This window comes from Streptomyces sp. FXJ1.172 (assembly GCF_001636945.3).
Taxonomy (GTDB): domain Bacteria; phylum Actinomycetota; class Actinomycetes; order Streptomycetales; family Streptomycetaceae; genus Streptomyces.
On sequence record NZ_CP119133.2, the window covers coordinates 1,609,477 to 1,636,421 of the forward strand.

The window sequence follows — 26,945 nt, forward strand, 5'->3', positions numbered from 1 at the left end:
CACATTCTCAGCGGCAGACGACCGGCGTCCGGCCGGTCACGGCCGCCTCGGAGGAAACGCGGTGCCGACACGTTCCACCACGCTCAGAACCCTGGCCGGGGCAGCGCTGCTGCCGATGGCCCTAGTCACCCCTGCCTGCGGGCAGTTCACAGCCGCAGCGGCAGCCGAGACGCCCGGCACGCTGTGCGCGGCCGCGGGCACCCTGCACGGTGCCCACGGCGAGCAGGCCCAGGTCAGCCTGTGCGCGGACACCGGCTCCCCGAGACTGAACATCACGGCTCCAGCCAGTTGTCAGGGCACCGACACCAAGGTCCGGTACGTCTGCCGTACCGAGGGCACCTGGACGGTGCGCCGGGCGGGCAAGACGCTGGGCACCGGCGCGCTGCCCGGCTCTCGGCTGTACGCGGGTCCGGGTGCGTACGAGATCTCCGCCACCGTGCGGGTGAAGTCGGCGCCCGCCGGGGTCGACCTGAAGGGCTCGGTGCGGGCCACGCTGTCGATGACCGCGCCGATGGCGAAGGCCACGCACGTCGTCTCCGTCGACAAGAGCGAGCTGCGCGCCAACTCCACGACGACGGTGACGTACACGATCCGCCGCGACAGCGACGAGGGTGACGGCAACGCGCGGCTGGGGATGATCGGCGAGGAGGGCAAGGGCCTGCAGATCCGCAGCGCCGACAGCCGCTGTGTCAACCCGCTGGTCGGCCGGTACCCGTCGAAGACCCGGCTGGCGCACGCCCTGGACTGCACCGTGACCGAGCTGCAGCCCGGCCACCCGGAGCAGATCAAGGTCCGGATCACCGTAGGGGCGAAGTGCTCCACGGTGGTCTCGAAGCTCGGCTACTGGATTCCGCAGGGCCAGAGCATGTACACCGGGGCCATGCTGGAGGGCCCCAAGCTGACCTGCCACTAGGCCCGGGCCTGGTGCGGCTCGAGCAGATCCAGTGCCCGCTCCCACGCGAAGTCCGGCCGGCTGCCGTCCGGCCGGACTTCGCCGTTGTACGGCTCGCCGAAGCGGACGCCCATCGCGCCCAGCCGGGCCAGGCTGTCCCGGTAGGCGGGGTGTGCGGCCAGGGCGTCGGCGACGCAGGGCAGGACCGCCACAGGTATGTCCAGGCCCGCCGCCTCGCACAGGGTGCCGAGCGCGAGCGTGTCCGAGATGCCGGCCGCCCACTTGTTGACGGTGTTGAAGGTGGCGGGTGCCACCGCCACGGCGTCCGGCGGCGGGAAGGGGCGCGGGTCTGCCGGGGTGCGCCAGGCCGAGCGGACGGGACGGCCCGTCTGCGCCGCCACGGCCTCGGTGTCGAAGAAACCGCTCATCGCGACCGGTGTCGCGATGACACCGACCTCCCACCCCCTCTCCTGCGCGGCGGCGATCAGCCGGCCGGCACCGGAGGCGATGCCGGCCGCGCAGACGACGACGTAGAGGAAGGGTTTCTCGGCCTGTCGGGTCATCCGGGCACCCTACTGAAGCGGGCCCGCCGCGCTGACCGGCCCCCCGGCCCGGCCGGGGTCAGCCGGTGGCCTCCGACACCGTGATCGCGCCGACCGGGCAGGCGCGGACCGCCTCCCTGGCCATCGAGTCGTCCGTGCCGTCCTCGAGGCCGGGGAGCAGCGTGCTGAAGCCGTCGTCGTCCTGGGTGAAGACGTTCGGGGCGGCGAGCGCGCACTGCCCCGCGCCGATGCAGACGTCTGTGTCGATGCTGACCTTGATGTGCATGAGCTGAGCCTCTTACCAGGTCACGGGGAGTTCCAGCATCCCCTGGATCGTGTCGCCGCGTTTGAAGGGGATTTCCTCGGCCGGCACGGCGAGGCGCAGGCGGGGCAGCCGGTCCAGCAGGCTGCCGAGGGCGATCTCCAGCTCGGCGCGGGCCAGGTTCTGCCCCAGGCACTGGTGGATGCCGAAGCCGAACGCCACGTGGTGCCGGGTGGCGCGATGGAAGTCCAGGGTGTCGGGGTCCTCGTACTGGACCGGGTCACGGTTGATCACCGAGGTGGAGAAGAGCACGCCCTCCCCGGCCCGGATCGTGTGGCCGGCGATCTCGATGTCCTCCAGCGCCACCCGCTGCAGCCCCTCCGCGATGGAGAGCATCCGCATCAGCTCCTCGACGGCCGCCGGCAGCAGCGCCGGGTCGGCGCGCAGCTCGGCCAGCCGGTCGGGGTGCTGGAGCAGGGTGAAGGTGCCCAGCGAGATCATGTTGGCGGTGGTCTCGTGGCCGGCGACCAGCAGGATGAGGGCCAGGGAGACGACGTCCGCGCGCCCCAGGGTGCCGTCGCGCAGCTGGTGGTGGACGAGGTCGTCGAGGATGCCGTCGCCGGGCTCGGCCGCCTTCGCCTTGTCCTCGATCAGCCCGCCGAGGTACTCGTCCAGGCGCGCCCGGGCGGCCACGCTGTCGGCCGCCTTCGGGCCGCGCAGCAGCCTGCGGGACTGCTCCTCGAAGAACTCGTGGTCGGCGTACGGCACACCGAGCAGGCCGCAGATCACCGTCGACGGCACGGGCAGTGCGAAGGCGGAGACCAGCTCGGCGGGCGGGCCCTCGGCGATCATCCTGTCCAGCAGCCCGTCCACGACCTGCTGGATCCAGGGCCGCAGCTCGGCGGCGCGCCGGACGGTGAACTCCGGGATCATCATCCGCCGCTGCCGGTTGTGCTCGGGGTCGTCCAGCCCGAGCAGGGCCACCCGGCGGTCCCGGATGCCCTGGAAGCGTTCGGCCGGGATGGGGAACTCGGGCCGGCGGCGGTCGGAGGACAGCCGGGGGTCGGAGAGCAGGGCGCGCGCGGCGGCGTGCCCGGTGACCGCCCAGACCTCGCGGCCGTCGAAGAGGGTGACGCGGGCAAGGGCTCGCCCGTCGCGCATCGGCTCGTATCCGGTGGGGGGGTGGTAGGGGCAGGTGCGGTCCTGCGGGAAGGCGACGGGCTCGGCCGGGGTCGCCGGGACGGTGGTGTCCGTCAGTTCCGTCATGGAAAGACCTCGCAGACGAAGAGGTGCGTGGTACCGATCTTCATTAGATGCCCGAGGCACCTATAGGTCCACGGCAAGTTCGGCCACTTCGGTGAATCGTGGGATCTGGCCGAAGAGGAGGGGTGCGAGGAAGGAGGACCGGCCTGATCCGGCGGCCTGGGGCCGTGGCCCGGCCTTCGGGGGTCCGCCCGGATGGCCGGTCATGACTCCAGAGTACGACTCCGTTTCGGCCCGAAGGCGCGCGCCACGGCGAGGCTGTCCGCACCGCGGCGCCGGCGCCGGGACGCGATCGCCTGTGAGGCGGGGGCCGTGCGGGGGAAGACATCCGCGGTACGGATGATCCGTGCGGCCACCGGTGTTGGAGCCGGTGACGGACAGCCGTTGGACCGACGAAGGAGACGGATCCCATGCCTCTCGAGGGTGAGTACGAGCCCAGCCCGACGCAGTGGGTGCGCGAACAGGTCGAGCTGTACGAGGGCTCGGGCGGGACGAAGGGGACGACGCTCATGGACACCGGGCTTCCGGTGATCATCCTGACGACCCGGGGCGCGAAGAGCGGGAAGATCCGCAAGACGCCGTTGATGCGGGTGGAGCACGCGGGGACGTACGCGGTGGTCGCCTCCCAGGGCGGCGCGCCCAGGCACCCGGTCTGGTACTTCAACATCACCTCCGATCCGCATGTCGAGCTGCAGGACGGCCCGGCCAGGCAGGACATGCGGGCCCGTGAGGTCACCGGCGAGGAGAAGGCGCTGTGGTGGGAGCGGGCGGTCGACGCCTACCCGCCCTACGCCGACTACCAGAAGAAGACCTCGCGGGAGATCCCGGTGTTCGTGCTGGAGCCCCTCGACGGGAGCTGATTCGCGCCGGGAACCGGCGGGAATTAGAAAAATCTACGCCGGACAGGTGTGAGGCCGTCCCGCAGCGGGCACTGGTGCCACAGGCCCCGCCGCGTTCCCCCGTCGCGGCGGGGCCCTTTCCTGCGCTCACGGCGCGCTGTACCACTCCCCGTCCCTCATCAGCTCGCGGCCCTCCAGCTCGTTCTCCTCGCGCCAGGCCTGGACGCGCTGCGGGAGGACCCTGAAGTAGAGGTAGCGCGTGCTGAGCCGGCGGGGGTCGAAGCCGGTCTTGCCGGCGAAGACCTCCGCGTCCTCCTCGGGGAGGTCCTGCGGGGTCACCGCCTGGACGGTGCCCTCGATCATGACGACGTCCCGCGTCGGGCCGAGACCGAGGCGGGCCCGGCCCGTGGCCACGAGGTTGCGGCCGGTGGGGCTCCCGGCCGGGGTGGCGATCAGCAGGGTGGCGCCGTCCCACACGAAGGACAGCGGCACGAGATGGGGAGCGCCGCCGTCGGGACCGGCCGTGGCCACCCAGAGGTCGACGTCGTGCTCCAGCCGGTGCAGGGTGTCCTTCGTGCGCTCCGCGGTGGTGCGGGCGGGCGGTGGGGTCATGGCGTACGGCCTCCTCGGGATGCGGATCCCGCCCAGTGTGACCGTCAGCCCGCCCGGTCCGCACGGACGTGGTCGAGGCGTGTCCGCGCCGCCGTCAGGAACAGGTCGAGGGCGGCCGGGTAGGAGCTGGCGCGCATGGTGGCGACGAGGTGGCGGGACATGGCCGCGATGTGCGGATGCGTGCCGGCGGGCAGCCGTCCGTAGGTGCTGCGCCACACCTCCGCCTCGGCCTCGCGCGCGGCCCGTGGCAGGGCGGTGCCCGCGGAGTCCAGGGCGCCGAAGGCGAGGGCCTGGTCGACGAACGCGTGGTAGAGCCGCACCGCCTCCGGGTCCGGGAACCCGGCCTCCCGCAGCACGCCGAGGATGCTCTCCACGGCCTGGATCTCATACGCCCGGCCGGTGACACGGTGGGCGCTGAGCACCGCCGCCCGGGGGTGCGCGAGGGCACCGGCGTGCATGCGCAGCCCGAGGTCGCGCAGGTCGGCCAGCCAGTCCCCGGTCGGCCGCCAGGAGCGCATGGTGCGGCCGATCAGCTCGTCGGCGACGGCAAGCATCAGGTCGTCGGTGTGCCGGAAGTACCGGTACAGGGAACTGGGATCGGCGCCCAGGGCCCGGCCGAGGCGGCGCACGGACAGGGCGTCGGCGCCGTGCTCCTCGATCAGCCGCAGGGCGGTCGCGACGATCAGCTCCTCGGAGAGGACGACGCCCTGTTTGGTGGGGCGCCGGCGCTGCCGGCCGGCCGCCGGTACGACGCGTTCGCTCATGCTGGGCCTCCCTCTGATGTGCCCGGCACCTTATGACAACACCGTTGACCTGTGAAGTGCACGGGCGGTTTCATCTCCGGTCACCGGGGCCGACCAGGCCCCCCGGTGCGAGCGGAGATGCGGCGATGAGCGAGACCCCCTTCGGTGTGGATCCCCCCGCGCGGCCCGAACTGCGCAAGTCCCTGGGCGTACTGGACGGCGTCGCCGTCGCCGCCTCCAGTACGGCCGCGACCACGAGCATCGGCATCGGTCTCGGGGTGACGGCCGGTGTCGTCGGCCTGCATCTGCCGGCGATCATGCTGCTGGCGTTCCTGCCGGTCCTCGGCATCGCCGGGGCCTACTCCCGGCTCAACCGGGTGGAGCCGAACGCGGGCAACGGCTATGTCTGGGTGGGCCGTTCGCTCAGCCCCTGGCTCGGCTTCACGGTCGGCTGGGTGAACTGCGTGGCGAGCGTCGCCTTCCTCGCCTACACCACGGCGGTGACCGGATCGGCACTGCTCCAGCTGGCCGGGGAGGCGGGAGTGCACCGGATCGGATCGCTCGCGCTCGACCCCGGCTCGACGGCGCAGACGACGGCGGTCGGCATCGTGGTGCTGGTCGCCGTCACCCTGACGGCCGTGACCGGCGTGCGCACGGCGGCCCGGCTGCAGACCTGGCTGCTGGCCTTCGAGTACGCCGTCCTGCTGGGCTTTTGCGGATACGGCCTCGTCATGGGCACGCACCCGTTCCGGCTCTCCTGGTTCGACCCCTTCGCGATCCCCTCGGCGTCCGCCCTGGCGCAGGGGCTGCTGCTGTCGGTGTTCTGCTACTGGGGGTTCGAGGCCGCGTTCACCGTCAACGAGGAGGTCCGCGATCCGCGTGACGCCTCACGGGCCGGGACGATCACCCTGGTGACCATGCTCGGACTCTTCCTGCTGGGTTCGGTCGCCTTCCAACGGGTTCTGTCCGAGCGGGAGTTGGCCGGGCACGGCGCCGAGGGGCTGGCGTACTTCGGGGACCGGCTGGCCCATCAGCCACTGGCCGCGCTGCCGCTGGTGGCGCTGATGTTCTCGGCGGTGGCCTCGCTCCAGGCGGGGGTCATCCCGACGGCGCGCGGGATGTTCGCGATGAGCCGGGACCGTACGCTCGGGCCGGTGTGGTCCAGGATCAGCCCCCGGTACGGGACGCCGTCGGCCGGGACGCTGCTGATCGGGGCGCTGTCCGTGGCGGTGGCGCTGCTCGCGCTGGTGATCCCGCGTGTCGCTGACATGATCGACGCGATCGTGAACGCCGTCGGCATCGTCGTCGCCCTGTCCTACGCGCTCACCGCACTCGCCGCGGCCGTACGGTTCCGGGCCCTGCTGCGGGAGGGCGTGGGCCAGGGCGTACGGGCGGTGGTGCTGCCCACGCTGAGCGCGCTCGCGCTCCTGGGGCTCGGCGGATATCTGGGCTGGTCCTTCTACCACTCCGCCGACCACCTGGAACTGCGCGCGGACAACGGCTGGTTCCTGTTGCTCATGCCGTTCGCGATGATCGCGTCCGGGTTCGCCGTGGCCGCGTGGGCGAAGTGGGTGCGCAAGTCGCCGTACTTCCGCACCGGCACGGGCACCGACGCCGACTCCCGGCGGCTGCTCACGCCCTCCAACTGACCTGATACGAAAGACGACTGCAGGAAAGGCATCATGCACACCGATCTCCTCTTCACCGGCGGTCCCGTCCTCACCCCCGAGGGCCGTACGGCGTCCGCCGTGGCCGTCACCGGTGACCGGATCACCGCCGTCGGGCACGACGAGGTGCGCGAACTGGCCGGGCCCCGCACCGAGGTGGTGGACCTCGCCGGGCGGCTGCTGCTGCCCGGCTTCCAGGACGCGCACGTCCATCCGGTGCCGGCCGGGCTGGAGCTGGCCCAGTGCGATCTGACGGGCGCGACGACGGCCGAGGAGTCCGTGGCCGCCGTACGCGCCTACGCCGAGGCTCATCCCGAGCAGGAGTGGATCCTCGGCGGCGGCTGGTCGATGGAGGCGTTTGCCGGCGGGACACCGACGAAGGAGCTGCTGGACGCCGTCGTTGCGGACCGGCCGGTGTACCTGCCCAACCGGGACCACCACGGCGCCTGGGTGAACAGCCGGGCGCTCCAGCTGGCCGGGATCGGCCGGGACACACCCGATCCGGCCGACGGCCGGATCGAGCGGGACGCCTCCGGGGAGCCGGCCGGCACGCTGCAGGAGGGGGCGATGCAGCTGGTGGGCCGGCTGACCCCGCCCGCGACGGCGGCCGACCGGCTGGCCGCCCTGCTGCGCGCCCAGCGGCATCTGCACGCGCTCGGCATCACCGCCTGGCAGGACGCACTGGTCGGCGACTTCCTCGGCATGGACGACCCGGCCGAGGCGTACCGCACGGCCGCCCGGGAGGGGACGCTCACCGCGCGGGTGCGGGGCGCACTGTGGTGGGACCGGGAGCGCGGCGCCGAGCAGATCCACGAACTGGCCGAGAAGCGACGGGAGTTGAGCCACGGCCGGTTCCAGGCGGGCACGGTGAAGCTGATGCTGGACGGCGTCGCCGAGAACGGCACGGCCGCGCTCCTCGAGCCCTATCTGGACCGGTGCGGGTGCGCCACCGCCAACCGCGGCAAGACCTTCCTCGACCCGTCCCGGCTTCCGGAATACGTCACCGAGCTGGACGCGCTCGGCTTCCAGTGCCACTTCCACGCCCTCGGCGACCGTGCCGTACGGGACGCGCTGGACGCCGTCGAGGCCGCGCGCGCCGCGAACGGGCCGAGCGGCACCCGGCCGCATCTCGCGCACCTCCAGGTCGTGCACCCCGACGACGTACCACGCTTCGCGCGGCTCGGCGCGACCGCGAACATCCAGCCGCTGTGGGCCGCGCACGAACCGCAGATGGACGAGCTGACGATCCCGTTCCTCGGGGCCGAACGGGCCTCCTGGCAGTACCCGTTCGGGGCGCTGCTGCGGTCCGGGGCGCGGCTCGCGGCGGGCAGTGACTGGCCGGTGAGCAGCCCCGATCCGCTGCAGGGCATCCATGTCGCGGTCAACCGGGTCGAACCGGGCGGCGCCGGACCGGTGTTCCTGCCCGGGGAGCGGCTGGACCTCACGGACGCGCTGACGGCGTACACGGCCGGGTCGGCGTACGTGAACCATCTGGACGACACCGGCCGGGTGGCCGTCGGGGCGCTCGCCGATCTGGTGGTGCTCGACCGGGACCCGTTCGCCGGACCGCCGCAGGAGATCGCGCGGACGGCGGTGGCGCTCACCTATGTGGGCGGGGAGCGGGTGTACGGCGCGCCGTGATTCAGCGGGCCCGCTGGAACGTCCGGCGGTAGGCCTGCGGGGACACCCCGATGGCCGTGTGCAGGTGCTGGCGCAGCGAGGCGCCGGTGGCGAAGCCGACCTCGGCGGCGATCCGGTCCACCGGCAGGTCGCTGGACTCCAGCAGGTGCCGGGCGCGGGCGACGCGCTGCTGGATCAGCCAGCGGCCGGGGCTGAGGCCGACCTCGTCGTTGAAGCGGCGGGCGAAGGTGCGCAGGCTCATCCGGGCGTGGCCGGCGAGGTCGCTCAGGGTGAGCGGCTCGCCGAGCCGCTCCAGGGCCCACAGGCGGGTCCCGGCCGTGCTCGCCGCGCCGCTCTGCGGGACGGGCTGCTCGATGTACTGGGCCTGGCCGCCGTCCCGGAAGGGCGGGACGACACAGCAGCGGGCGACGAAGTTGGCCAGCTCGCTGCCGTGGTCGGTGCGCACCATGTGCAGGCAGACGTCGACCCCGGCGGCGGCGCCGGCCGAGGTGAGGATGCGGCCGTCGGCGACGAAGAGGACGTCCGGGTCGAGGTCGACCTGCGGGAAGCGGCGCCGGAACGGCTCCGTCATGTGCCAGTGGGTGGTGGCGCTGCGGCCGTCGAGCAGGCCGGCCTCGGCGAGGACGAACGCGGCCGTGCAGATAGAGACGATCCGGGCGTCCGGGCGGATGCGGGCGAGCGCGGCGGCGACCTCGGTGGGCAGTTCGTCGGGGATGTACGCCGGGGGCATGGAGGCGACGACCACCGTGTCCGCCGTGTCCAGGATCTCGGGGCCGTGCTGGACGCCGATCGTGAAGTCGGCGCTGCTGCGCACCGGCCGGCCGTCGACCGAGCAGGTCAGCACCTCGTAGTGGCCGTCGGCCGCGCCGAGGATGCGGCTGGGGATGCCCAGCTCGAAGGGGTAGACGCCGTCCAGGGCCAGCACGGCCACCCGCTCGGGGCGCCGGGTGCGCAGCGGTGCATCAGGCATGGCAGGATCCTATCGGAAGGTGGCTGTCATGCCATTTCCCGGCCGCGCGAATCCGGGCAGGCTGGGTGACCATGAACGATGTGAACACGATGCGAGCCATCAGCCAGGACGTCCTCGGCGGTCCCGAGGTACTGAAGGAAGTGCGGGTGGAGCGGCCCGAGCCGGGGCCGAACCAGGTGCTGGTCCGGGTGCGCGCCGCCGGGGTCAACCCCACCGACTGGAAGCACCGGTCCGGGGGCCTGTTCCTCGGCGAACCGCCGTTCGTCCTCGGCTGGGACGTCTCCGGCGAGGTCGCCGCGACCGGGATCGGCGTTGCCGCCTTCAAGCCCGGCGACGAGGTCTTCGGCATGCTGCCCTACCCCTACGGCGCCGGCTCGCACGCCGAGTACGTGCTCGCCCCGGTGCGCGCCCTCACGCACAAGCCGGCCTCGGTCGACCACGTCCAGGCGGGCGCGCTGCCGCTGGTGTCCCTGACCGCCTGGCAGGCGCTGACCGAGCACGCGGACGTACGGCCGGGTCAGCGGGTGCTGATCCACGCGGCGGCAGGCGGGGTCGGGCACGTGGCGGTGCAGATCGCCAAGGCGCGCGGCGCGTATGTGATCGGCACGGCGAGCGCGGGCAAACACGGCTTCCTGCGGGAGATCGGCGTGGACGAGCCGGTCGACTACCGCACGACCGATGTCACCGAGGCGGTGCGGGACGTGGACGTCGTCCTGGACACGCTCGGCGGGGACACCTCCGTGGACTCCCTGAAGGTGCTGCGGCCGGGCGGTGTCGTGGTGTCGATCCTGCCCGTCGGCTCCGGGGAGTTCTACGACGAGGCCGAGCGGCTCGGCGTACGGGCCGTGCGGATGCTGGTGGACGCCGACCGGGCCGGGATGGAGGCGATCGCGGAGCTGGCGCGGTCGGGGAAGCTGAAGGCGACGATCGCCGGGACGTTCCCGCTGGCCGACGCGGCGAAGGCGCACGCGCTGGGCGAGACCGGCCGGACGACGGGGAAGCTGGTGCTGCTGGCGGACTGACCGACCGGGCACAGCCGCCTCACAGCCGCCGTCAAACTCGATGACATATGTCATTCGAACATGCTCAAATTCCCTCTGTCGAGGGTAACTTGACGGTCAGAAGGGGGACCGTCCGAGCATGGTCCGCCGGGAGGCGGGCGGTCGGGCGCGAGCGGGAGGTGAGGCGGTCGTGCGGGACGAACGTGCACCGTTCCACCGGCACGTACGCGTGTACCAGCACCGGGCCTACACGGTGCTGGAGCTGCGGGGCGAGATCGACCTCGTCTCGGCGACGGAGATCGGCCCGGTGCTGGACCGGTTCACCGGCAGGCGCCAGGCCCGGGTCGTGATCGATCTGCGGCCGGTGGAGTTCTTCGACTGCTCGGGGCTGCGGCTGCTGTACCGGGCGCGCACCCGGGTGCTGGGCGGCGGCGGGCGGCTGCTCCTGGTGTGCACGCATCCGCTGACCCTGCGCGTGATGAGGGTCACCGGGCTGTCCCGGCTGCTGCCCGCGCACCCGAGCCTGGACGCGGCCCTGGCCCGCTCCGAGGCCGCGTCCGGCTCACTGTAGACACACAGGGGTTCCAGGGCCGCTACGAGTGCTCGAACAGGGCGCTCACCGACTCACCGTTGTGGATGCGCCGGACCGCCTCGGCCAGGGCGGGGGCGATGGACAACACCCGGAGTTTGCCGGTGTGTTCGGCGGCGGCGACCGGCACCGTGTTGGTGCAGACGATCTCCAGCACGTCCGGCTGCTCGCTGAGCCGCTTGACGGCGCCGCCCGCGAACACCCCGTGGGTGCACGCCACCCGGATCGAGCGTGGCTCCAACTCCCGGAGTTTATCGAGGAGTTCGATGACGGTGCTGCCCTTGGCGATCTCGTCGTCCAGCACGATGACATCGCGGCCGGTGACATCTCCGATGACGGAGCTGATGCTCACCCGGTCGTCCGCGTACCGCTGTTTGGCGCCGGCCGCCACCTGCGCCCCGATCAGCCGGGCGAAGGCGGCGGCCTGCTTGGCGTTGCCGAGGTCCGGCGAGACGACCGTCGTGCGTGTCAGGTCGTACTGCCCGAAGTGCGCGGCCAGTTCGCGCAGCGCGTGCAGGTGGTCCACCGGCACCGAGAAGAAGCCGTGCACCTGGGGGGCGTGCAGGGTCATGGCGAGGACCCGGCGGGCGCCGGCCGCCACCAGCAGGTCGGCGACCAGGCGCCCGCCCAGCGAGATGCGCGGCGCGTCCTTCTTGTCCGAGCGGGCGTAGGAGTAGTGCGGCATGACCACCGTGATCCGGGCCGCGGAGGCGCCCCGGGCGGCGTCGCACATCAGCAGCAGCTCCACCAGGTGCTCCTGCACCGGCCGGACCAGCGGCTGGATGAGGAAGACGTCCCGCTCCCGGCAGTTGGCCTGAAGCTGCACCTCCAGGCAGTCGTTGGCGAACCGGCTGACCCGTGTCGGTCTGAGCGGCACCCCGAGGTGGGCGCAGACCTCCTGGGCCAGTTCGGGATGGGCACTGCCGCTGAAGACGGCGATGTCTCGCACGATCCGCTCCTCGCACGATCGGCACGGGCTGCCGGGCTCATGCTACTGGCCCGGCCCGCACCGGTAGAGCACTTGCGCGGCGGCCGTGTTCCCGGCCCGGCCCGGCAGGGACGGCACCACGGCGGAGTCCGTGCCGCCGTAGGCCGAGGCCGGGACCGGGGTGCAGGCGGCCTGCACCCAGGCGGTGATCTGTGCGGCGGCGGTCTGGCCGGTGGCCGTCCGGTCCGTGCCCGTCTGCGCGGTGCGCGCGGCCGCCGGCCCGGTGCCCTGGGCCATGGCGCCCATGCCCCGGCCGCCGCCCAGCAGCACGTACCGAACCGTGCCGGCGTCGACCAGCTGCCGGAACCGGGCCTCGGTCGGGTACGGCACCCGGCCGCTGAAGCCGCCGATCGGCAGGACATCGGCGCCGGTCGCGAGGATGTACGGCGCCGCCGTGCTCCAGCTGCTCGTGGCGAACACATAGGCGGCGGAGCCCTGGTGCGCACGGGTGTAGTCGAGCAGCCGGCGCTGGGCCGCGGTCAGCGCGCCGCCCGGGGCGGCGCCACCGAAGCCGCCGGCCCCGCCCCGTTCCATGCCGCGCAGGCCGCCCTGGCCCATCCGCCCGGGCATCGCACCGCCGGCCCAGGCCGTGCGCCCGAACCGTCCGGAGCCCGAACGTGCCGCGCCCTGGCCGCGGTTCGCGCCGGCCGGGCCGACCGCGCCCATGGTGTTGGTGCGGTACGAGGGAGCGAAGACCTGCACCGCCCACGCGCTCGGGGCGACGAGCAGGGCTGCCAGGGAGGCGGCGAGACCGGCGAGCGCGAGCCGTCCGCCGGCCCGCGGCCGGCCCGGCCGGGCCAGGACCAGCAGCACGACGGCGGCCAGGCCGAGCACGGCCACGGCGGGCACCAGGCCCGGCCGGAACGCCGGGAACTGGCCGGCGAGGTACGCCGCCCAGGCCGCCGTCGCCGCCACGGCGCCCGGCAGCGCCCAGGCGCGGGGCCCGCCGGTCCGGTAGGCGCGCCACATCAGCACGGTCCCGGCGCCGGTGAGCGCGGCCAGCGGCACCGCGACCACACCCATGTAGTACGTGTGCCCGGCGACGCTGCCCGCGCTGAAGACCAGGAAGTAGAGGGCGAGCCAGGTGGTCCACAGGACGTACCCGGCGCGCAGCCGGTCGGTGCGCGGCCGTCCCCGGCACCACAGCAGTCCGCACACCGCGGCCAGGGCGGCGATCGGGTAGAACCAGCCGGTCTGGGAGGCGAGCGACGCACCGAACATCTTCGACCAGCCGTTCTGGTCGTCGCCGAAGCCGCCGACGGCCTGGGAGCGGGCGGCCGGTGCCCCGGCGGCCGTCGAGCCGCGGGTGCCCCGCACCGGCCCGGCTCCCTGCCCACCGCCCGCACCGAAGGCCCGGCCACGGCCGTACGCACCGGCACCGCCGAACGCGCCCGCGCCACGGGAGCCGAGGCCCCCGGTGCCCGTGCCCGCCGCCGGGCCGGCGGCTCCGCCGAACCCACGGCCGGTTCCCTGACCGGCACCGGCAGCGCCGTGGCCGCCTCCGCCGCCCTGGGTCGCGCTGATGCTGCCGGTGGAGGCCGCGCTGATACCGAGCGAGGAGAAACGGGTCAGGAAGTTGTAGCCGACCACCATGCTGAACACCGAGTTGTTGGTGGTGCCGTCCACATAGGGGCGGTCCTTGGCCGGGGTGAGGGTGACGGCGAGCATCCACGACACCGACACCGCGGTCATCACCAGGGCGGACACCCCGAGATGCACCAGCCGCCGGCGCAGCGCGAGCGGCGCCGAGATCAGATAGACCAGGGCGAGCGCGGGCAGGACGACCCAGGCCTCCAGCATCTTGGCCTGGAAGCCGACGCCGACCCAGACACCGGCCATGACGAGCGGGCGCAGCCGGCCGGCCACGGCGGCGCGCTGGGTGGCCTCGGCCGCCAGCAGCAGGCACAGCGTGAACGCGGGGTCCTCGACCGAGGTACGGAACAGCCCGACCGCGACGGGGGTCACCAGGAACGCCGCACCGGCGATCAGCGCCGCGTGCACCCCGGCCCAGCGGCGCACCACACGGTGCAGCACCAGCAGGCTGGCCACGCCTTCGAGGGCCTGGGGCAGGGACAGCGACCACGGATGGAACCCGAAGAGCCGCGCAGAAAGCGCCTGCGGCCACAGGAATCCCGGCAATTTATCGAGCGTGATGGAATTCCCGGGATCGAAAGAGCCGTAGAAGAAGGCCTTCCAGCTCTCCGTCATGCTGCGGACGGCACTCGCGTAGAACGTGTGGTACTCGCTGCGCTCGATGCCCCAGACATAGAGCACGGCGGCGAGCACGACGAGGAGCAGCAGCGCAGGTCGGGCGTATTCGGGCTCGCCCTGTGGTGATCTCCACGGGGGGCGGCGGACGGCACCGGTGGGGGCGGTTGCGTCGAGGACTTTCGTGGCCATGCGCAGCAGTCTTCGTCACCGCGTCGGCCCGCGGCACCGACGAGGCTCCCTTTCAAGGATTTTCTCACCGCCCCGAGGGCGACTCTTTAACCGCATGAGATGGCGATTACGCCGGTCAAGTGAATTCCTTACCGGGGTCGCCACCCGCACTCACCTGACGGGCCGTCAGAAACAGGTCCGTACCAGAGTATTGACGCCCACTTATCTCACTCCTTAAATCAAGAGGCATCCAACCCCCCACGCCGAACGGAGAGCCATGGCCTCCCCGCGCCTGCTGCGCAGATGCCTCTTCGCCGCCCTGTCCGCCGTCCTGGTCGGCTCCGCCGCCGTCGGCCCGGCACGGGCCCAGACCGCCGCTCCGGCGGCCGCCACCACCACCTTCTCCGACACCTTCGACGGGCCGGCCGGGTCCCCGGTCGACTCCTCGAAGTGGACGACGGAGACCGGCGACAACGTCAACAACCACGAGCGGGAGTACTACACCTCCGGGACGGACAACGCGGCCCTGGACGGCCAGGGCCACCTGGTGATCACGGCCCGCAAGGAGAACCCGGCTGGCTACCAGTGCTGGTACGGCACCTGCCAGTACACCTCCGCCCGGCTGAACACGGCCGGCAAGTTCAACGCCCGGTACGGGCACGTCGAGGCGCGGATGAAGATCCCGCGCGGGCAGGGCATGTGGCCGGCGTTCTGGATGCTCGGCACACCGGTCAACTGGCCGGACTCGGGCGAGATCGACGTGATGGAGAACGTCGGGTTCGAGCCCTCGACCGTGCACGGCACCATCCACGGCCCCGGCTACTCCGGCTCCGGCGGCATAGGTGCCGCCTACACCCTGCCGGGCGGCCAGGCCTTCGCGGACGCCTTCCACACCTTCGCCGTCGACTGGGCGCCCGACTCCATCACCTGGTCGGTGGACGGCACCGTCTACGAGCGCCGCACGCCCGCCGACCTGGGCGGGAAGACCTGGGTGTTCAACAACAAGCCCTTCTTCCTGATCCTGAACCTGGCGGTGGGCGGCTACTGGCCCGGCGACCCCGACGGCACCACCCAGTTCCCGCAGCAACTGGTGGTGGACTCGGTGTCGGTGACGACGAGTGACAGCGCGGCCGGGCTCCCGATCCGGGGCCTGGCCGGCAAGTGCGTGGACGTGGCGGGCGCGAACTCCGCGAACGGCACCCCGGTCCAGCTCTACGACTGCAACGGCACGGCGGCGCAGAACTGGACGGTCGGCTCCGACGGCACGATCCGGGCGCTCGGCAAGTGCCTCGACGTCACGGGCAACGGCACGGCGGACGGCTCGACCGTCCAGCTGTGGGACTGCACCGGCGGCCCGAACCAGAAGTGGACCGTCACCGGGGCGCACGACATCGTCAACCCACAGGCGGACAAATGCCTGGACGTGACCGGGAACAACGCGGCCGACGGCACCCGGCTGCAGATCTGGACGTGCACGGGCGGCGCGAACCAGAAGTGGACGGTCGGCTGAGCCGCGCCCGTCTCAGTGCAGCGTCCAGGTGTACTTGTCCCCGCCGACCCAGCGGACCGCATCGGGGTCGTCCAGGTCGTGGATGGTGATGCCGTGCGCGGCGGCGATCTCCAGTACGTCGGTGACGGTCCGGACCTCACCGATCACCTGACCGTCGATCTCCATGATCCTGAAGGGCCGGTGGCCCGGCCGGCCCGGGCACACCCCGAGCACCATGACCCGAGGATGGGAGATGTGGGGAGCTGCTTGTTCGGTCATGCAATAGAGCCTAAGACTCATCCGGCCCAGGGGTGATCCGGAGCGGTTTCGGATGCGGCCGCAGGCGGCCACCCTGGTGTGTATGGACCCCCTCGCCGCCCTCGACCGGATCGCCTTCCTGCTGGAGCGGCAGCTCGCGCCCACCTACCGGGTGAAGGCCTTCCGCACCGCCGCCCGGACGCTCGCGGCCCTGCCCGAGGGCGAGGTCGCCGAGCGTGCGGCGGCGGGGACGCTGGAGGCGCTCAAGGGGGTCGGGCCGAAGACCGCGCAGGTGGTGCGTCAGGCGCTGGCCGGGGAGGTGCCCGGGTATCTGCGCGCACTGGAGGAGGAGGGCGGTCCCGCGGCCCCCGGGGGTGCCGGCGCCGGGCTGCGGGCGCTGATCCGGGGGGACTGCCACACGCACTCGGACTGGTCCGACGGGGGCAGCCCGATCGAGGAGATGGGCCGGGCGGCGGCCGCGCTCGGGCACGAGTGGACGGCCCTCACCGATCACTCCCCGCGGCTGACCGTGGCCCGCGGGCTGTCGCCGCAGCGGCTGCGCGAGCAGCTGGACGTGGTGGCCGGACTCAATGCGCGCTGGGCGCCGTTCCGGCTGCTCACCGGCATCGAGTGCGACATCCTCGAGGACGGCTCGCTGGACCAGGAGCCGGAGCTGCTGCGGCGGCTGGACGTGGTCGTGGTGTCCGTGCACTCCAAGCTGCGGATGGACGCCCGCTCCATGACCCGGCGGATGGTGGCCGCGGTCCGCGATCCGCACGCGGATGTGCTCGGGCACTGCACCGGGCGCCTGGTCACGGGGCGGGGGCGGCCGGAGTCGCAGTTCGACGCCGACGCGGTGTTCGCCGCCTGCGCCGAGTCCGGTACGGCGGTGGAGATCAACAGCCGGCCGGAACGGCTGGATCCGCCCCGGCGGCTGCTGCGCAAGGCCGTGGCCGCCGGGGTGCTCTTCTCGGTCGACACCGACGCGCACGCCCCCGGCCAGCTGGACTGGCAGATCCTCGGCTGCGCACGGGCCGAGGAGTGCGGGGTGCCCCCCGAACGGGTGGTGACGACCTGGTCCGCCGAGGAACTGCTGGCCTGGACCCGGGGCGATCGTCACCCTGCGTGAGGCAGGTCACATACGGGGCCGGAACACCCGCGGGTAGTTGCCCGTTGAACCAACTGTGGGTGCGCCCACCTCCTGACCGCCCCGGCCGTGATTCCCCCGTCACGGCCGGGGCTTTCCACTGTCCTACCGCGCGCCCGCCCGGGCCGGCTCGGCACTCCGGGCGGCCCCGGCCCCGACGAACTCCCGGAGGTCCGCCGTGAGCCGGGCCGCGTGCGTGGCGAACAGGCCGTGGCCGGCGTGCTCGTACACCTTCAGGGTGCCGTCCGGCACCAGCCGGGCCGCCCGCTCACCGGTGAGGGCCAGGGGCGCGGAGGTGTCGTGCGTGCCGTGCACGACCAGCACCGGGAGTTCCAGCCCGGGCAGTTCGCCCGCGACGTCCAGCTCGGCGACGACGGCCCGGATCCCGGTCGCGGCGCGGGGCCCGGCGGACAGGCAGAGGTCGACCAGGTAGCGGACGTAGGCCGGGGAGACCTCGTTCTCGGGGAACTGGACGGCGAAGAAGTCGTCCGCGAGCCGGGTGTAGTAGGCGGCCCGGTCGCGCCGGAACAGCTCCTCGTCGGCACGGATGTCCGCGGGGTCGATGCCCTCGGGGAACTCCGCCGAGCGGACGACTCCGGGACTGACCCCGGCGACCAGGGCGACGCGGTCCACGCGTGCGGTGCCGTGCCGGGTCACACAGCGGATCACCTCGGCGGTGCCGACGGAGTGCCCGACGAGGGTGACCCCGCGCAGGTCGAGGTGGTCGAGCAGGCCGTTCAGATCGCCGGCGAGGGTGTCGAGGTCGAAGCCGGACCAGACGTCGTCGGAGCGCCCGTGGCCCCGCCGGTCCAGCGCCACGCAGCGGAATCCGGCCTCCGCGAGCGGCAGGGCCTGGTACTCCCACATCTCGTGGCCGACGTAGGCGCTGGCGACGAAGACGACGACGGGGCCGGTCGCGGGGCCGTGGTCGGTGTAGTGCAGTCGGGTACCGTCGACGGGGCTCTCGTAGTACGGCATGGGATGCCTCCTCGGCTGTCCGGACCAGGTGCGGCCCGCTCGGTCGCGCTGACGTCCCCGATACTTCCCGGATCCCCCGCACGGGTCGATTACCCCTCAGGTCATGGCCCCCGCCCACCCGCCGGGTGCGGCGCGCGGCGCCGGCTTCTCAGCGGGGGGTGCGTTCGCGCAGGGCGGCGCGCCAGGCCGGCAGGCGGTCCTCGGCGACCGGTTCGGGACGCCGGCCGCCGCTGGCGAAGAAGTCGGCCAGCGGCAGGATCGCGGCGCCGACGGTGACGGCGTCGGGGCCGAGCCGGCCGAGGTCGATGCTCACCCGGTCGGCCGGGTGGCGCAGCGCGTACGTGGTCGCGTGGCGGCGTACGGAGGGCAGGAAACGGGTGCCGAGCTGGAGCCCGGCCCAGCCGCCGACGATGATCCGCTCGGGCTGGAAGAGGTTGATCAGGTCGGACAGGCCCGCGCCGAGATACTCGGCGGTCTCCTCCAGGACGGCGAGGGCCACCGGGTCGGGCGCGGTGCCCTCGGGCGGGTAGGCGGCGGCGAGCATCGCGGTGAGCCGGGTCTCCTCGTCGGTGCCCTCGGGCGGCCGGCCGCCCTCCTCGCGCCAGCGGGCGAGCAGCGACTCGGCGCCCGCGTAGGCCTCCAGGCAGCCCGGCGCACCGCACCGGCAGCGACGCCCGCGGACCCGCACGGTCAGATGCCCCCATTCGACGGCCCGGCCATGCTCCACCTCGGGGGTGACGAGGCAGGCGCCGACGCCGGAGCCGAAGAGCACGACCACCGCGTTACGGGCACCGCGTCCGGCGCCGAACCACATCTCCGCCTGGCCCAGGGTCTTGGCGCCGTTGTCGATGAAGTACGGGATCTCGTCCGGGAGCTGGGAGGCCGAGCGGAGCAGCCGCTCCAGCGGGACCGCGTCCCAGCCGATGGTCTGCCCGTGGACGACGGCGCCCCGGTCCACAGTGTGCTCGACGATCCCGGGGACGCCGACACCGACACCGAGCAGCCGCTCGGGCGCGGCCTGTTCGGCGCCGAGTACCTCGGCGATGCCGTCGCGGACATGGCCGGTGATCACCTCGACGTCGTAGCCCTGCGGAGTCAACGGGCGTTCGGTGCGGGCCAGTTCGGTCAGCGCCAGGTCGAACAGCTCGACGCGGACGCGGGTCTCGCCGACGTCGACGCCGATCATCTGCCCGCTGTGCGGCGCGACGCGCAGCAGGGTGCGCGGCCGGCCGCCGTCGGAGTCGACGCTGCCGGCCTCCTCGACCAGGCCGTCGGCGATCAGGTCGGCGACCACGTTGCTGACCGAGCCGGAGCTGAGGCCGGTTGCCGGGCCCAGCTCGAACCGGCTGAGGGGGCCGTCGAAGTACAGCTTCTGCAGCACGGCCGTGCGGTTGCCCCGCCTGAGGTCACGTACCGTGCGCCCGTTCCGCTCCGCCATGCGGCTCCCTTCACGAACCCTGCCCGACCTGCAATGTACCCCTTCGGGTAGCCGGAAGGCGACTTTCTCCCCGTCTTAGTTCACGCTATGAGCTAAGACGGTCGTGCCCCGGTTCGGCCACGCCCGCTCCCCGGCCGGGCGGCGGGCGTCCGCCACCACTGGGTCCGCCACCGTGCGCCCCTCCCCCGCGGCTCAGCCGGCCGCGTACACGTCTTCCACGTAACGCCCTTCCGCCACCAGCGAGTTCAGCCAGTGTTCGGCGGCCGCCTCGTCGACGCCGTGGGAGCGTTCCCGGTACAGGGTACGGAACGCCTGGCGGACTCCGGGTGCCATCCGGGCGCCGTCGCCGCAGACGTACACCCGGGCGCCGGAGTTCAGCAGGTCCCAGACCTCGTCGGCCTCGGCGGTGATGCGGTGCTGGACGAACAGGGCGCCGTGCACGGGGGCGGCGCTGAAGGCCGGGCGCAGCGAGACGGCGCCGGCGGCCTCGGCGGCCCGCAGCTCGTCGGCGTGCAGGAAGTCGGCGTCGGGGGCGTCGCAGCCGAAGTACAGCAGTGCGGGCGGGAGTTCGGCTCCGGTGGCGCGGGCCGCCATGCGGTCGGCGACGGCGCCGCGGAACGGGGCGAGTCCGGTGCCCGCGGCGATCATCACGACCGGCGCCGAGCCGTCGATGCGGAAGGCCTCACGGCAGGGCTGGACGCGGGCGTACACGGTGTCGCCGGGCTTCAGGGCGGCGAGGTGGCCGGAGCCGGTGCCCCGGTAGCGGCCCCTGCCCGAGCGGGCGGGGGCGTCGAGCACGGAGACCATGAGGTCCACGTGGCCGGGATCGACGGCCGGCGAGGAGGACACCGAGTAGTGGCGCGGCCTCAGCGGGGTCAGCAGGTCGAGCAGGAGCGGCCAGTCGAGGGCACCGCGCAGGGCGGGGTTGTCCTCGACGAGTTCGAGGAGGGTGCGCGGGTCGTCGGCGGTGACGGCGGCGAGGGCGGCACGCTCGGGCGGGCAGGGGTTGGCCTCGGCGAGCAGGGACAGCTGCCGGCCGGTCGGGTGGTCCTGCAACTCGACGTGGTACGTGAGCAGTTGACGCACCGTCAACGGACGGTCCACGGCGAGGCCGTCGCGGCGCGGCCGGGTGGAGCGGATGTCCAGGACGGCGTCGGGATCGAGGCCGAACGCGGCGACGGCGCGGTCCACCAGGTCCGGGGCGCCCGCGGGCAGCACGGTCAGGTGGTCGGCGGTGCGGTAGGTGACGCCCTCGGGCAGGGCGACGCGCAGGAACCGCTTGGTGCGCGGGTGTCCGGGGGCGGTGAGGTCGTGGGCCTCGGTCACCGTCATGGGGACCAGCTCGTGCCGCTCGGCGAGGGCGTCCAGAGCGCCGCCCGTCAGGGTGCGGACCTCGTAGGCGTGCGCGGGCTCACCGGCGGCCTGTCCCACGGCGTCGGGGTCGCCGTACCCGGTCAGCAGGGCGGTGCGCAGCCGGGCGGTGAACTCCCGTACGGTGCCGGTGAGATCGCCGGAGGCGTCGGCGGCGGCCCGGTCGGTCAGGCGGGTGGCGCCGAGTTCGGCGAGGCGGGCGTCGATGCGGGTGGGGACCTGCTGGTAGGTGGCGGCCCAGTTGCGGTCGCCGACGCCGAGGACGGCGTAGGTCACGCCGGTCAGGTCGGGGGTGCCCTCCAGCCATGCGGTGAAGGCGCCGGCGTCGTCGGTGGGGCGGCCGTTGTAGGAGGCGGCGGTGATGACGACGGGCCGGTCGGTGGGCAGCGCGTCCGCGTAGGCGTCCAGCGCTGCGACCTCGGTGGCGCAGCCGACGGCGGCGGCCTCGTCGGCGAGCTGGGCGGCGAAGGCCCGGCAGGTGCCGTAGTTGCTGCCGTGCAGGAACAGGACGCCGGTGCCGGGGCGGACCCGGGCGGGGAGCGCGTCCGGGGCCGGGGTGCCGTCCTCCTGCGGGCGCGCGGCGCCGGGCAGCGGGGCGTGCACCCGGTCCGCGTCGGTGCGTGGGGTGAGCGTGAGGGTGAAGCCCTCGGGCTTGAGGGTGAGGGTCTCCTTGACCTGGAGCCGGTAGTCGGCGTGGTCGTGCAGCCGGTAGCGGTGGACCAGCATGGCGAGCAGCATGGTGGCCTCGTGCAACGCGAACTGCCGCCCGATGCAGGCGCGTTCACCGGTACCGAAGGGCTTGAAGGCGTGCACGGGACGGGCCGCCTCCGCCTCGGCGGTGAACCGCTCGGGGTCGAAGTGCTCCGGGTTGTCGCCCCACACCGGCTGGCGGTGCAGCATCGGCGCGAGCACGGTGACGGCCTGTCCGGCGCGCATCGGGATCCGGCCGCCGAGCAGGGTGTCCTCGCGTGCCTTGCGGCTGAAGGCGGCGGCCGTCGGCCACAGCCGCAGCGCCTCGTTCAGGACCTGGCGGGTGTAGGTGAGCCGGCCGATCTCGTCGTACGTCGGCTCCGGGTCGGCGGCGCCGCCCCACAGCGCGTCGGCCTCACGCTGCACCAGCCGGAGCACGGCCGGATTCCTGGCGAGGTAGTACAGGGCGAAGGACATCGCCCCGGAGGTCGTCTCGTGGCCGGCGATCAGGAAGGTGATGACCTGGTTGCGGATGTTGGCCAGGTCCAAGGTGGTGCCGTCGGCCGGGTGCCGGGCACTCAGCATCAGGCCGAGCAGGTCCTCGGCGCCGCTCTGGTCGGTGCCGGCGCGGGAGGCGATGACGTCGTCGACGACCTGGGCGAGATGGCCGGCGTCCCGCCGGAAGGCCACGTCGAGGGCGGAGCAGTCCTCGCCGGGGGTGCGGGCGAGCCGGTTCATGCTCCACTCCAGGCAGCGGACCATGGACTCCACGAAGGGGTGCGGCTCGTCGCGCTCGAAGGAGCCGAAGTCGTAGCCGAACCCGGCGAGCCCGATGGTGTCGAGGGTCATCCGGGTCATGTCGTCGGGCACGTTCACGGCCTGCCCGCCCCGGGCGGCGCGGTCCCAGGCATCGATGAGCCGGCGGGCCACCTTCAGCATCACCGGGTGGTAGGTGCGCATCGAGCCGAGCGCGAAGGCGGGCATCAGGATGTCGTGCGCCTTGGCCCAGTTGGGCTCGTCGTTGTAGGCGGTGAACAGGCCGTCGGCGGCGAATTCCCGTACGTTCTCCAGGGCGGGCCCGATGTGCTTGGCGAACCGCTCCTCGTCGGCGAGGTCCGCGACCAGGTCGGCGTCGGCGACGAACATCGCGTCACGGCCGTGCAGCCGGCGCACCAGCACCGGGCCGTGGGTGCGCATCAGCTCCATGACCTGCTGGATGGGAGTGTGGCCGGGACCGGTTGCGGTGATGTCGACGACGGGGACGCCGGGCAGGGCCGCGGCCAGGTCGGGGTGCGGTGCGGTGGGGGGCATGACGCGACAACTGCCTTTCGCCGTAGCGGAGTACTCGCGGTAACCGAGCACTGGATCCAGCGTGGGCGACCGGTGGCACGTGCCAGCGCCGTGGCACTACACGATCGCGCAGTCAAAACTCGGTTGCGGGGCTTGCGCCGGCCCCGGCTGCAGGACTCGGCATGCGCCCCGGGACCCGCGCGGTTTGCCGCTGACCTGGATCTTCGTCTTGGATGAGCGGGGATCGAGAGGTGGCTCGGACACGTCGGGAGGCGGGCATGGACCTGGGGCGGGCCGATGCGGTCGTCTGGCGCAACCGGGCCCTGCTGGTCTTCGACCGGGTGTCGGTGCCGGTCGCGGTGTGCGATGTGTACGGCCAGGTGGTGCTGGCCAATCCCGCGATGGCCGCGGAGTGCGGTACGACCCCGGGGCGGCTGCGCGGCCGGGACGTGCTGGAGCTGTTCCGCCCGCAGGAGGCCGGTCAGGTCGAGCGGATCGCCGAGGCGCTGCGGCTGCGGCACCGCTCGCGCTACCAGGTGTCGGTGCGCTGGCGCGCGCCCGGCGGCGCCGAGCGGTTCGGGGAGCTGACGGCGGACCCGGTGAGCGACACCGTGGACGAGACACCGGCCCTGCTGGTGATGCTGCGCGTGCTCGGCGACTGCGCACCGGCCGGGCCGGAGCCGCCCGCGGTCACCCCGGTCGAGGCCCGGGTCCTCGCGCTGCTGGCGGGCGGCGCCGGCACGGCGGCCGCCGCCCGCGAACTGGGCCTCAGCAAGGACGGCGTCACCTACCACCTGCGCCGCCTGTCGGCCCGCTGGAACGCCGCCAACCGGACCGAACTCGTCGCCCGCGCCTATGCGTTGGGCGTCCTCAGGCCGGGGGTGTGGCCACCGGAGGCGGGGGTGCCGGAGGGGGGATAGCGCCGGGGGGAGCGGGCCGTCGTCACCGGGTGCGGGTGCACGGGGAGATGTGCTCGCGGGTGCACGGGGGAGATGTCCGCGGACGCACGGGAGAGATGTCCCCGGGTGCACGGCGGAAGGTGTTCGCGCCCGCGCTCTCAGCCGGCCGCCCCGGAACCGGCCACCGGCGCGTCACCCGGCGCCGGCCCGGCCGTCGCCGGGTACGCCGTACCCGCGCCCTCCGGTGCCCCGAAGCGGGCCAGGGTGTGCCAGACCATCTTCAGGTCCTGGAGTGCGTAGCGTCCGCTGCGGGCCGCGTCGCCGAGGACGCGGGGGGTGAGCAGTCCGCGCTCGGCGATGGCCGCGCCGAGGTCGGCGTACTGCGGACCCCGGTAGCCGGCATGGCGGCGCAGTGCGGTGACGGTGAGCCGGTAGCCGGGGTGCCAGACGAGCGGGACGGGCAGGCGCCGGGCCGCCGTCTCCACCGGGGTGCCCCGGTAGCCGGCGTCGAGGACGAGTGCTTCGACGTCTCTGGCCAGCAGGACACCGGCGTGCACATGGCTCTCTATGTAGTCGTCGAGCGGGTCCTGCTCGTCGGCCTCGGCGAGCGTGATCAGCGGCATCGCCGTGGCCACCCCGAAGTGGGCGGGCTCGGCCGCGCTGTCCGGATAGCAGAAGGTGGCCCGCTCGAGGACCGCCCCGGTGAGCCGGAGGTGCGAGGAGCCGAAGCGCGGGGCGGCACCGACCACCTGGCGGCGGAAGTCCAGCGCGCCGTACACCGGGCGCTCGACCGGGGGCGCGTCGTCGTACGCGCCCCCGAAGATCCGGCTCTCCCAGCGCGTCCGGTCGCCGCCCGGGTGCGCGGTGAGGCCGCCGTTGCTGGTGCCCGTGACGTACTGCGAGTGGTACGCGCCGTCCCGGGCGAGCGCCGCCAGGACCGGCACTCCGGTGGACATCCGGTCGGGGTGGAAGTTCAGGGTGATGCGCAGGGCAGGGTCGAGCGGCGGGCCGGACACCCCGGCCGCGACATGGTCCAGCGCCCGCCGGGCGCGCGGCGACAGCTCATCCCGGAAATCCATTGGCCCACCCTCCCCTGGCTACGTACGCTAGTCGTGTACCTAGACCTCCTAGGTACGGTCGGCTACGCAGCCGGTCGATTCTCCGACGCATCCCGAAGGACTCCCCCATGAGACCGCTCACCGAGCAGGACATCCGCAACTCCTTTGTCAACTGCTCGAAGGGTGAGGCCAAGCGGCTGGCGGTCCCGCGCGACCTCGGTGAACGCCCGTGGGACGACCTGGACTTCCTCGGCTGGCGGGATCCGGGCGCGCCCGACCGCAGCTATCTGGTCACCGAGCGGGGCGACCGGCTCGTGGGCGTCACCCTGCGTTCCCAGGCCTCGCAGCGCGGGTTCCTGCACCGCAGCATGTGCTCGGTGTGCCTTACCACGCATCCGCGCGGCGGAGTGACGCTGATGACCGCACGGAAGGCGGGACCGGCGGGCCGCGAGGGCAACTCGGCCGGCCTGTACATGTGCACCGACCTGGCGTGTTCGCTGTACGTACGGGGCCGGAAGATCCCGGAGTCCGGCATCCGGATCGAGGAGAGCCTGACCCTGGAGGAGCAGATCACGCGCGCGAGGGGCAACCTGAACGCGTTCCTGGACAAACTGGACGCCTGAAACCGCGGGGGAACGGGAACAGGCCAAGGGATGCACGTCGTACGGAAGTGGTCCGCGGGGCTGCCGCGTCTGCTGGAGCGTCGCCGGGAGCCGGTGGTCGTCCAGACGCTGCGGTCGGCCACGGCTGCGACGATCGCCTATGTCATCGCCCTGCGGCTGAGCCCCGAGCCGGCGCCCCTCACCGCGCCGCTGACCGCCCTGCTGGTCGTCCAGGTGACCTTCTACGCCACGCTCACCAACGGCATCCGGCGGGTGAACTCGGTGGTGGCCGGCGTGCTGGTCGCCATCGCGTTCAGCGTGCTGGTGGGCCTGACCTGGTGGAGCCTCGCGCTGCTGATCGTGGCCGCGCTGGCGGTCGGGCACCTGGTGCGGGTCGACGAGTACGTCGCCGAGGTGGCGATCAGCGCCATGCTGGTGCTCGGGGTCACCACCGTCGGGTTCACCGCCTGGGCGCGCATCGTGGAGACGCTGATCGGCGCGGTCGTCGGAACGGCCTGCAACCTGCTGCTGCCGCCCCCGGTGTGGGTGGAGGAGGCGGGCCGCTCGATCGAGGACCTGGCCCGCCGGCTGCGGCAGCTGATGCTGCGGATGGGCGAGGAGGCCGGCGGCGGGACCCCGTGGCAGCGGGCGGCCGAGCGGCTGCACGAGGCGCGGCTGCTGGACCAGCACATCGCCCAGGTGGACGCGTCGCTGCGGCAGGCCGAGGACAGCCTGCGGCTCAATCCGCGTGTCAAGGAGGGGCTGCTGCACCGGGTCGTGCTGCGCACCGGCCTCGACACGCTGGAGATCTGCACGGTGGTCCTGCGGGTGCTGGCCCGTTCCTTCACGGATCTGGCGAAGGCCCGCGGGCCGCAGGAGCAGTTCCCGTCCGGGATCGGGCCGACCGTGGGACAGCTGCTGTCCGAGATCGGCGACGCCGTCGTCAGCTTCGCGGTCCTCGTCACCACCCATCTCAGTGACAGCGCCGAGTCGGCGGAGGCGCGTCTGACGGCCGAGCTGCACACGGCGGCCGGGACCCGGGACCGGCTCGCCGAGCTGCTCCAGGAGGAGATCCGCCGGGACTGGGCGAACTGGCAGCTGCTCGGCGCCGTGCTGACCGAGGCGACCCGGATCATCGACGAGCTGAACACCGAGCACCGCACCCGCCGCCTGCTGGAGGAACTGGACCGGGTCTCCCGGGAGACGCGGGCCAAGCTGCCGCGCATGACCCGGCTGCGCGAGCGGCTCGGCGTCCAGGAGGAGCTGTGGCGGAACCGTGCGGGGTTCGGCGGGCGTTCTTGGTGAAAGGGCACGGAGAACACTGCGAGGGGGACGAC

24 protein-coding genes are annotated in these 26,945 nt (G+C 73.1%); 11 read left to right on the top strand and 13 right to left on the bottom strand.

Features of this window, described 5'->3' with window-relative positions:
* Positions 1–61: 61 nt before the first annotated feature.
* Positions 62–913: a hypothetical protein gene (locus tag A6P39_RS07210; protein WP_234378826.1), complete on the top strand. Its 852-nt coding sequence runs from the start codon at positions 62–64 to the stop codon at positions 911–913.
* Here A6P39_RS07210 and A6P39_RS07215 read toward each other — a convergent pair.
* The 3 genes from A6P39_RS07215 to A6P39_RS07225 are packed head-to-tail and all read right to left on the bottom strand — an operon-like array spanning position 910 to position 2,962.
* Positions 910–1,455: a flavoprotein gene (locus A6P39_RS07215; protein WP_067044197.1), complete on the bottom strand. Its 546-nt coding sequence runs from the start codon at positions 1,453–1,455 to the stop codon at positions 910–912. The two genes, A6P39_RS07210 and A6P39_RS07215, sit on opposite strands and share 4 nt — an antisense overlap.
* A 58-nt stretch (positions 1,456–1,513) precedes the next feature.
* Positions 1,514–1,720, bottom strand: a complete 207-nt coding sequence (locus A6P39_RS07220; protein WP_067044200.1) for a ferredoxin — start codon at positions 1,718–1,720, stop codon at positions 1,514–1,516.
* 12 nt (positions 1,721–1,732) lie between these two features.
* Entirely contained in the window at positions 1,733–2,962 is a 1,230-nt protein-coding gene (locus A6P39_RS07225) for a cytochrome P450 (protein WP_067044203.1), read from the bottom strand.
* Between the two features lie 407 nt (positions 2,963–3,369).
* Between A6P39_RS07225 and A6P39_RS07230 the strand changes: the two genes are divergently transcribed.
* A complete protein-coding gene (locus A6P39_RS07230; RefSeq protein ID WP_067044206.1) occupies positions 3,370–3,819 on the top strand; it encodes a nitroreductase family deazaflavin-dependent oxidoreductase in 450 nt (149 codons plus the stop codon).
* Between the two features lie 126 nt (positions 3,820–3,945).
* On the opposite strand, the gene A6P39_RS07235 is transcribed toward A6P39_RS07230, so the two are convergent.
* Both A6P39_RS07235 and A6P39_RS07240 read right to left on the bottom strand, forming a co-directional pair.
* Positions 3,946–4,410 carry a pyridoxamine 5'-phosphate oxidase family protein gene (locus A6P39_RS07235; protein WP_067044210.1) on the bottom strand — a complete coding sequence of 155 codons (465 nt, stop codon included), beginning with the start codon at positions 4,408–4,410 and terminating at the stop codon, positions 3,946–3,948.
* A 44-nt stretch (positions 4,411–4,454) separates the two neighbouring features.
* Positions 4,455–5,174, bottom strand: a complete 720-nt coding sequence (locus A6P39_RS07240) for a TetR/AcrR family transcriptional regulator (RefSeq protein WP_067044213.1) — start codon at positions 5,172–5,174, stop codon at positions 4,455–4,457.
* A gap of 125 nt (positions 5,175–5,299) precedes the next feature.
* Here A6P39_RS07240 and A6P39_RS07245 point away from each other — a divergent pair, with 125 nt between their 5' ends.
* On the top strand, positions 5,300–6,802 hold the full coding sequence (locus A6P39_RS07245) for an APC family permease (protein ID WP_067044215.1): 1,503 nt from the start codon (positions 5,300–5,302) through the stop codon (positions 6,800–6,802).
* Positions 6,803–6,835: 33 nt separating this feature from the next.
* On the top strand, positions 6,836–8,461 hold the full coding sequence (locus A6P39_RS07250; RefSeq protein WP_067044219.1) for an amidohydrolase: 1,626 nt from the start codon (positions 6,836–6,838) through the stop codon (positions 8,459–8,461).
* Position 8,462: 1 nt separating this feature from the next.
* Here the strand turns inward: A6P39_RS07250 and A6P39_RS07255 are convergent, their stop codons facing one another.
* Positions 8,463–9,431: a GlxA family transcriptional regulator gene (locus tag A6P39_RS07255; RefSeq protein ID WP_199840763.1), complete on the bottom strand. Its 969-nt coding sequence runs from the start codon at positions 9,429–9,431 to the stop codon at positions 8,463–8,465.
* 71 nt (positions 9,432–9,502) lie between these two features.
* Here A6P39_RS07255 and A6P39_RS07260 point away from each other — a divergent pair, with 71 nt between their 5' ends.
* Together A6P39_RS07260 and A6P39_RS07265 are read left to right on the top strand one after the other, a co-directional pair.
* Positions 9,503–10,453: an NADP-dependent oxidoreductase gene (locus tag A6P39_RS07260; RefSeq protein WP_199840764.1), complete on the top strand. Its 951-nt coding sequence runs from the start codon at positions 9,503–9,505 to the stop codon at positions 10,451–10,453.
* A 169-nt stretch (positions 10,454–10,622) separates the two neighbouring features.
* Positions 10,623–11,003: an anti-sigma factor antagonist gene (locus A6P39_RS07265; RefSeq protein ID WP_234378827.1), complete on the top strand. Its 381-nt coding sequence runs from the start codon at positions 10,623–10,625 to the stop codon at positions 11,001–11,003.
* A gap of 22 nt (positions 11,004–11,025) precedes the next feature.
* On the opposite strand, the gene A6P39_RS07270 is transcribed toward A6P39_RS07265, so the two are convergent.
* Both A6P39_RS07270 and A6P39_RS07275 read right to left on the bottom strand, forming a co-directional pair.
* The gene (locus A6P39_RS07270) at positions 11,026–11,970 is read right to left on the bottom strand and encodes a ribose-phosphate diphosphokinase (protein WP_067044227.1); all 945 of its coding nucleotides are present in this window, start codon (positions 11,968–11,970) and stop codon (positions 11,026–11,028) included.
* Between the two features lie 42 nt (positions 11,971–12,012).
* Positions 12,013–14,409 carry an ArnT family glycosyltransferase gene (locus tag A6P39_RS07275; protein WP_067044230.1) on the bottom strand — a complete coding sequence of 799 codons (2,397 nt, stop codon included), beginning with the start codon at positions 14,407–14,409 and terminating at the stop codon, positions 12,013–12,015.
* A 256-nt stretch (positions 14,410–14,665) separates the two neighbouring features.
* Between A6P39_RS07275 and A6P39_RS07280 the strand changes: the two genes are divergently transcribed.
* Positions 14,666–15,898, top strand: a complete 1,233-nt coding sequence (locus A6P39_RS07280; RefSeq protein ID WP_067044233.1) for a lectin — start codon at positions 14,666–14,668, stop codon at positions 15,896–15,898.
* Between the two features lie 12 nt (positions 15,899–15,910).
* Here A6P39_RS07280 and A6P39_RS07285 read toward each other — a convergent pair whose 3' ends face one another.
* Positions 15,911–16,156 carry a hypothetical protein gene (locus A6P39_RS07285; RefSeq protein WP_067044236.1) on the bottom strand — a complete coding sequence of 82 codons (246 nt, stop codon included), beginning with the start codon at positions 16,154–16,156 and terminating at the stop codon, positions 15,911–15,913.
* An 82-nt stretch (positions 16,157–16,238) separates the two neighbouring features.
* On the opposite strand from A6P39_RS07285, the gene A6P39_RS07290 reads away from it, so the two are divergent.
* Positions 16,239–17,264 carry a PHP domain-containing protein gene (locus A6P39_RS07290; protein WP_067044318.1) on the top strand — a complete coding sequence of 342 codons (1,026 nt, stop codon included), beginning with the start codon at positions 16,239–16,241 and terminating at the stop codon, positions 17,262–17,264.
* Positions 17,265–17,387: 123 nt separating this feature from the next.
* Here A6P39_RS07290 and A6P39_RS07295 read toward each other — a convergent pair whose 3' ends face one another.
* The 3 genes from A6P39_RS07295 to A6P39_RS07305 all read right to left on the bottom strand — a co-directional run bounded on the left by A6P39_RS07295 (position 17,388) and on the right by A6P39_RS07305 (position 23,070).
* Positions 17,388–18,260, bottom strand: coding sequence for an alpha/beta fold hydrolase (locus tag A6P39_RS07295; RefSeq protein ID WP_067044239.1), 873 nt, complete (start codon positions 18,258–18,260; stop codon positions 17,388–17,390).
* Between the two features lie 148 nt (positions 18,261–18,408).
* Positions 18,409–19,698, bottom strand: a complete 1,290-nt coding sequence (locus A6P39_RS07300; RefSeq protein ID WP_067044241.1) for an ROK family transcriptional regulator — start codon at positions 19,696–19,698, stop codon at positions 18,409–18,411.
* A 192-nt stretch (positions 19,699–19,890) separates the two neighbouring features.
* A complete protein-coding gene (locus tag A6P39_RS07305; protein WP_067044244.1) occupies positions 19,891–23,070 on the bottom strand; it encodes a cytochrome P450 in 3,180 nt (1,059 codons plus the stop codon).
* A gap of 257 nt (positions 23,071–23,327) precedes the next feature.
* On the opposite strand from A6P39_RS07305, the gene A6P39_RS07310 reads away from it, so the two are divergent.
* Complete coding sequence (locus A6P39_RS07310) at positions 23,328–23,969, top strand: PAS domain-containing protein (protein WP_067044247.1); 642 nt, start codon at positions 23,328–23,330, stop codon at positions 23,967–23,969.
* A gap of 137 nt (positions 23,970–24,106) precedes the next feature.
* Here A6P39_RS07310 and A6P39_RS07315 read toward each other — a convergent pair whose 3' ends face one another.
* Positions 24,107–25,027: a DUF3626 domain-containing protein gene (locus tag A6P39_RS07315; RefSeq protein ID WP_067044251.1), complete on the bottom strand. Its 921-nt coding sequence runs from the start codon at positions 25,025–25,027 to the stop codon at positions 24,107–24,109.
* A 107-nt stretch (positions 25,028–25,134) separates the two neighbouring features.
* Here A6P39_RS07315 and A6P39_RS07320 point away from each other — a divergent pair, with 107 nt between their 5' ends.
* Positions 25,135–25,629 (top strand): FBP domain-containing protein, encoded by a 495-nt coding sequence (locus tag A6P39_RS07320; protein WP_067044254.1) that lies wholly within the window; start codon positions 25,135–25,137, stop codon positions 25,627–25,629.
* 30 nt (positions 25,630–25,659) lie between these two features.
* The gene (locus A6P39_RS07325; RefSeq protein ID WP_199840765.1) at positions 25,660–26,913 is read left to right on the top strand and encodes an FUSC family protein; all 1,254 of its coding nucleotides are present in this window, start codon (positions 25,660–25,662) and stop codon (positions 26,911–26,913) included.
* The last annotated feature ends 32 nt before the right edge of the window (positions 26,914–26,945 follow it).

What these genes read in the sequence shown, in the direction of transcription:
- A6P39_RS07290 (WP_067044318.1), top strand. Translation starts at nt 16,239, where the DNA reads ATGGACCCCCTCGCCGCCCTCGACCGGATCGCCTTCCTGCTGGAGCGG.
- A6P39_RS07235 (WP_067044210.1), bottom strand. Translation starts at nt 4,410, where the DNA reads ATGACCCCACCGCCCGCCCGCACCACCGCGGAGCGCACGAAGGACACC.
- A6P39_RS07220 (WP_067044200.1), bottom strand. Translation starts at nt 1,720, where the DNA reads ATGCACATCAAGGTCAGCATCGACACAGACGTCTGCATCGGCGCGGGG.
- A6P39_RS07255 (WP_199840763.1), bottom strand. Translation starts at nt 9,431, where the DNA reads ATGCCTGATGCACCGCTGCGCACCCGGCGCCCCGAGCGGGTGGCCGTG.
- A6P39_RS07240 (WP_067044213.1), bottom strand. Translation starts at nt 5,174, where the DNA reads ATGAGCGAACGCGTCGTACCGGCGGCCGGCCGGCAGCGCCGGCGCCCC.
- A6P39_RS07250 (WP_067044219.1), top strand. Translation starts at nt 6,836, where the DNA reads ATGCACACCGATCTCCTCTTCACCGGCGGTCCCGTCCTCACCCCCGAG.
- A6P39_RS07300 (WP_067044241.1), bottom strand. Translation starts at nt 19,698, where the DNA reads ATGGCGGAGCGGAACGGGCGCACGGTACGTGACCTCAGGCGGGGCAAC.
- A6P39_RS07260 (WP_199840764.1), top strand. Translation starts at nt 9,503, where the DNA reads ATGAACGATGTGAACACGATGCGAGCCATCAGCCAGGACGTCCTCGGC.
- A6P39_RS07280 (WP_067044233.1), top strand. Translation starts at nt 14,666, where the DNA reads ATGGCCTCCCCGCGCCTGCTGCGCAGATGCCTCTTCGCCGCCCTGTCC.
- A6P39_RS07275 (WP_067044230.1), bottom strand. Translation starts at nt 14,409, where the DNA reads ATGGCCACGAAAGTCCTCGACGCAACCGCCCCCACCGGTGCCGTCCGC.
- A6P39_RS07285 (WP_067044236.1), bottom strand. Translation starts at nt 16,156, where the DNA reads ATGACCGAACAAGCAGCTCCCCACATCTCCCATCCTCGGGTCATGGTG.
- A6P39_RS07320 (WP_067044254.1), top strand. Translation starts at nt 25,135, where the DNA reads ATGAGACCGCTCACCGAGCAGGACATCCGCAACTCCTTTGTCAACTGC.
- A6P39_RS07310 (WP_067044247.1), top strand. Translation starts at nt 23,328, where the DNA reads ATGGACCTGGGGCGGGCCGATGCGGTCGTCTGGCGCAACCGGGCCCTG.
- A6P39_RS07325 (WP_199840765.1), top strand. Translation starts at nt 25,660, where the DNA reads ATGCACGTCGTACGGAAGTGGTCCGCGGGGCTGCCGCGTCTGCTGGAG.
- A6P39_RS07245 (WP_067044215.1), top strand. Translation starts at nt 5,300, where the DNA reads ATGAGCGAGACCCCCTTCGGTGTGGATCCCCCCGCGCGGCCCGAACTG.
- A6P39_RS07305 (WP_067044244.1), bottom strand. Translation starts at nt 23,070, where the DNA reads ATGCCCCCCACCGCACCGCACCCCGACCTGGCCGCGGCCCTGCCCGGC.
- A6P39_RS07215 (WP_067044197.1), bottom strand. Translation starts at nt 1,455, where the DNA reads ATGACCCGACAGGCCGAGAAACCCTTCCTCTACGTCGTCGTCTGCGCG.
- A6P39_RS07225 (WP_067044203.1), bottom strand. Translation starts at nt 2,962, where the DNA reads ATGACGGAACTGACGGACACCACCGTCCCGGCGACCCCGGCCGAGCCC.
- A6P39_RS07230 (WP_067044206.1), top strand. Translation starts at nt 3,370, where the DNA reads ATGCCTCTCGAGGGTGAGTACGAGCCCAGCCCGACGCAGTGGGTGCGC.
- A6P39_RS07315 (WP_067044251.1), bottom strand. Translation starts at nt 25,027, where the DNA reads ATGGATTTCCGGGATGAGCTGTCGCCGCGCGCCCGGCGGGCGCTGGAC.
- A6P39_RS07295 (WP_067044239.1), bottom strand. Translation starts at nt 18,260, where the DNA reads ATGCCGTACTACGAGAGCCCCGTCGACGGTACCCGACTGCACTACACC.